5 protein-coding genes are annotated in these 2869 nt (G+C 63.9%); 1 reads left to right on the top strand and 4 read right to left on the bottom strand.

Going from position 1 to position 2869, the window contains the following annotated elements:
• The 4 genes from EN893_RS27080 to EN893_RS27065 all read right to left on the bottom strand — a co-directional run.
• Positions 1 to 667 (bottom strand): aldo/keto reductase (locus EN893_RS27080; RefSeq protein WP_164901138.1); only part of this gene is annotated, 667 nt, incomplete at its 3' end.
• Positions 664 to 1017: a TIGR04076 family protein gene (locus tag EN893_RS27075; protein ID WP_127270671.1), complete on the bottom strand. Its 354-nt coding sequence runs from the start codon at positions 1015 to 1017 to the stop codon at positions 664 to 666. The genes EN893_RS27080 and EN893_RS27075, both read right to left, overlap by 4 nt.
• Positions 1018 to 1500 carry a DUF3830 family protein gene (locus EN893_RS27070; RefSeq protein ID WP_127270673.1) on the bottom strand — a complete coding sequence of 161 codons (483 nt, stop codon included), beginning with the start codon at positions 1498 to 1500 and terminating at the stop codon, positions 1018 to 1020.
• The gene (locus tag EN893_RS27065) at positions 1497 to 2231 is read right to left on the bottom strand and encodes a GntR family transcriptional regulator (RefSeq protein WP_127270675.1); all 735 of its coding nucleotides are present in this window, start codon (positions 2229 to 2231) and stop codon (positions 1497 to 1499) included. Before EN893_RS27065 ends, EN893_RS27070 begins: the two co-directional genes overlap by 4 nt.
• 126 nt (positions 2232 to 2357) lie before the next feature.
• On the opposite strand from EN893_RS27065, the gene EN893_RS27060 reads away from it, so the two are divergent.
• On the top strand, positions 2358 to 2869 hold a 512-nt coding region (locus EN893_RS27060), incomplete at its 3' end, for an ATP-binding cassette domain-containing protein (protein WP_128361914.1).

Below are 2869 nucleotides of genomic sequence, written 5' to 3'. Positions count from 1 at the left end.
GGAGCAGAAAGAGCCATTTGTCGCTGGGAAAGCCGCCGGCCACCGAGCCATAGCAGAGGAAGCTGACGCCGTGTTTGGCGGCGAGGTTCGCCAAGCTATTGCCAGGCCGCTGGTCGAGCACCGAATATTGCAGCTGCTGGCTGACCAGCGGTATGCCGGCGGCAAGGATTTCAGCCAGGCGCGGCGTGTCGAAATTGGTGGTGCCGAGATTGCGCACCTTGCCTTCAAGCCGAAGCTCGTCGAGCCAGCCCATCGCCTCGACATAGCGAGGCTGGTCATAATCCCACCAGTGGAACTGAACGAGATCGAGCCGCTCGGTCTTCAGCCGCCGCAATGACTGGTCGACGATGCTCCTGATGTAGTCGCGGCTGATGCTGGCCAGCCGTTCGAGGTCGGGCACCAGCTTGGTGTGCACCTTCATCCGGGCGGCGACATCGAGGCCGCGCTCACTGGCCAGTCGCAGGCGCGCGGCGCCGATCAATTCCTCGACGCCGGTGTAGATGTCGGCGCAATCATAGGTCCAGATGCCGGCATCGAAGGTGGCGATCAGATCGGCCACCGCCTGGCTGCGGTCGATGGCGCCGTGGCCGCCGGCCAGCTGCCAACCGCCGCGGATGACGCGCGAGATGGTGTAGCCAGAGCCGAGTTCGAAGGTGTTGGCACTCATCTCAGGTCATCCTCTTTAGGCAGCGGCACCGCCGTGGTCTCGGCGTGGCTGAACCGCCGCTTGGCCATCCTGACGATCCTCAGCCGGCTGGCGCAATTGGGATCGGGACAAGCGATCTCCGCGTCCGAGGTCATCCAGTCGTTCGGGTGGGTTGGGCGCTGCTTGGCCGCCAGCAGAGGCAAGACGGCGGCGAGCGAATAGATCGAAAAACCCTGCCCTGCCGGCATCGACAGCATCTCGCCCTTAAGTTCGAAATAGTCGCCTTCCTTGGCGCCGCAATAGATCGGCTTGCCCTCCGGGATGACCGCCTCGACGCGAAGATCGAACAGCTCGAAACTGTCGTCGGCCATTCAAGCCTCCATCAGGCTGAAGGTAACATCGCAGGCGCCGTTGCGGCGGATGACACCGCAAGCGGCGGCGAACCGGTCACGCTCTTCGACGCGCACTTGCGCCACCACGCTGCCGGCCAGCCAGCCGATCGGGAACAAGAGCCGCGCGCCCTGCCCGTAGTAGAGGCCGATGTCGAAGATCGCATTGGGATTGCCGCCCCACATGCGTGGCGGCACGTAGGAAAGCACGATGTCGCCCGGCTGCGGCGTCAGCGTCGCGTTCTCGGCCGGCAACGGTTTCGCATAGGCCTGGCCCTCGAGATCGGCCGCGGGAACCGGACAGGAGATTTCCGGCCCCGTCCACATCGCATGGATGCCAGGGACGACACGTGGCGTGCCGAGATAGGCCGAGAGGAAGGCAGCGTTTTCCGGTGCCTTCTCGGGCAGCAGCAGCGCCGTGACGGAAAGCTGCGAGCGCGGCTCGGTGATCCTGATGGCGGTCATGTCTGGTCTTTCGCGGCGGCGGCCTGCAGCTTGCTGCGCAGGAAGGTGAAGGGGCGGCTGATGTCGGCGACAAGCGATTCGCGCGCCGCCTGCGCATCCTGCGTGGACAGCGCCATGACGATGCGGCGGTGATACTGGGCGGTGTCGACTTCGCCGGCCTCCGAGAAGGCATAGATAGCGACGCGGATGCAGGGCCCCGATTGCAGCCACAGGCTCTCGATCATCGGGATCAGCACGGCCGAGCCGCAGGAGCGGTAGATCTCGAAATGAAAGCTCTGATTGAGCGTCACTTCGCGATCGACGTCCTTCTTGTGTTTCAGCGCCCGCATCTCGTCCCATTCGCCGAGAATGGTTTCGATGGTGGCGATCTGGCGCGGGCCCATGCGGGCGGCGGCCAGCGCGATCGCTTCGCCCTCGATCAGGATGCGGGCACGCAAGAGATCATCCAGCCGTTCCAATGTGATCGGCGGCACACGCACCGAACGGTTGGGCAGCGCCTCCAGCGCCTTTTCCGTGATCAGCCTGCCGAGCGCCTCGCGCACCGGCATGGTCGAGGTGACCAAGGCGTCAGCTAGGCCACGGATGGTCAGCACCTGGCTCGGCTCGAACAGGCCGCCGATCAGGGCGCGGCGCAATTCCGAGTAGACGCGGTCCTGCACAGTTTCGCGGCCGACTGGCGCAAGCTGGGCCGCGATCGCCTCGTTGTTCTTTTCGATGGCAGCCTTTTGCATGGAATTCCGTTCTTGGCCGGTTTTCGGCTTGCGGATGAAATTAAAGCCGAATAGCGTGATCAAAGCAAGTGTGATCACAAATCATAATCAGGAGACGGCAACGATCGTCTTCGGCCAGAGGGTTTGATGAGCGAGGCAACCAAACGGCAAGGGGAAACCCGCGCGCCGGTTCTGACGGCAAGGAATGTCGTCAGGCGGTTCGGCGGCCTTGTCGCGGTCAACGATGTCTCGTTTGACGTCAAAGCGGGAGAAATCCTCGGCTTGATCGGCCCCAATGGTGCAGGCAAGACGACGATGTTCGACCTGCTCGCCGGCAGCATCCTGCCGACCAGCGGCGAGATCCTACTCAACGGCACGCCTGTCTCGGGCGAAGCCGCGCATCTGCGCATCGGTCATGGCGTTGGCCGAACTTTTCAGATCCCGCGCCCGCTGCCCAATCTGACGCTGATCGAAAACATTATGCTGGCCGCACAGGGCCAGGCCGGCGAAAAGCTGCTCGCCAATTTCATCACGCCATGGCGCGTCGCCGCGCAGGAAAGAGCCGCCAGGACAAAGGCGCTCGAACTGCTGGAACTGGTCACCCTCACCCATCTCGCGCATGAGCCGGCGCGGGTGCTTTCCGGCGGCCAGCGCAAGCT

It is taken from the genome of Mesorhizobium sp. M7A.F.Ca.CA.004.04.2.1 (assembly GCF_004022825.1).
Taxonomy (GTDB): domain Bacteria; phylum Pseudomonadota; class Alphaproteobacteria; order Rhizobiales; family Rhizobiaceae; genus Mesorhizobium.
This window is presented reverse-complemented; position numbering and strand designations above follow the sequence as displayed.

Bases quoted from the DNA above. Each gene is read 5' to 3' on its own strand.
- EN893_RS27070 (WP_127270673.1), bottom strand. From the start codon at position 1,500: ATGACCGCCATCAGGATCACCGAGCCGCGCTCGCAGCTTTCCGTCACG.
- EN893_RS27065 (WP_127270675.1), bottom strand. From the start codon at position 2,231: ATGCAAAAGGCTGCCATCGAAAAGAACAACGAGGCGATCGCGGCCCAG.
- EN893_RS27075 (WP_127270671.1), bottom strand. From the start codon at position 1,017: ATGGCCGACGACAGTTTCGAGCTGTTCGATCTTCGCGTCGAGGCGGTC.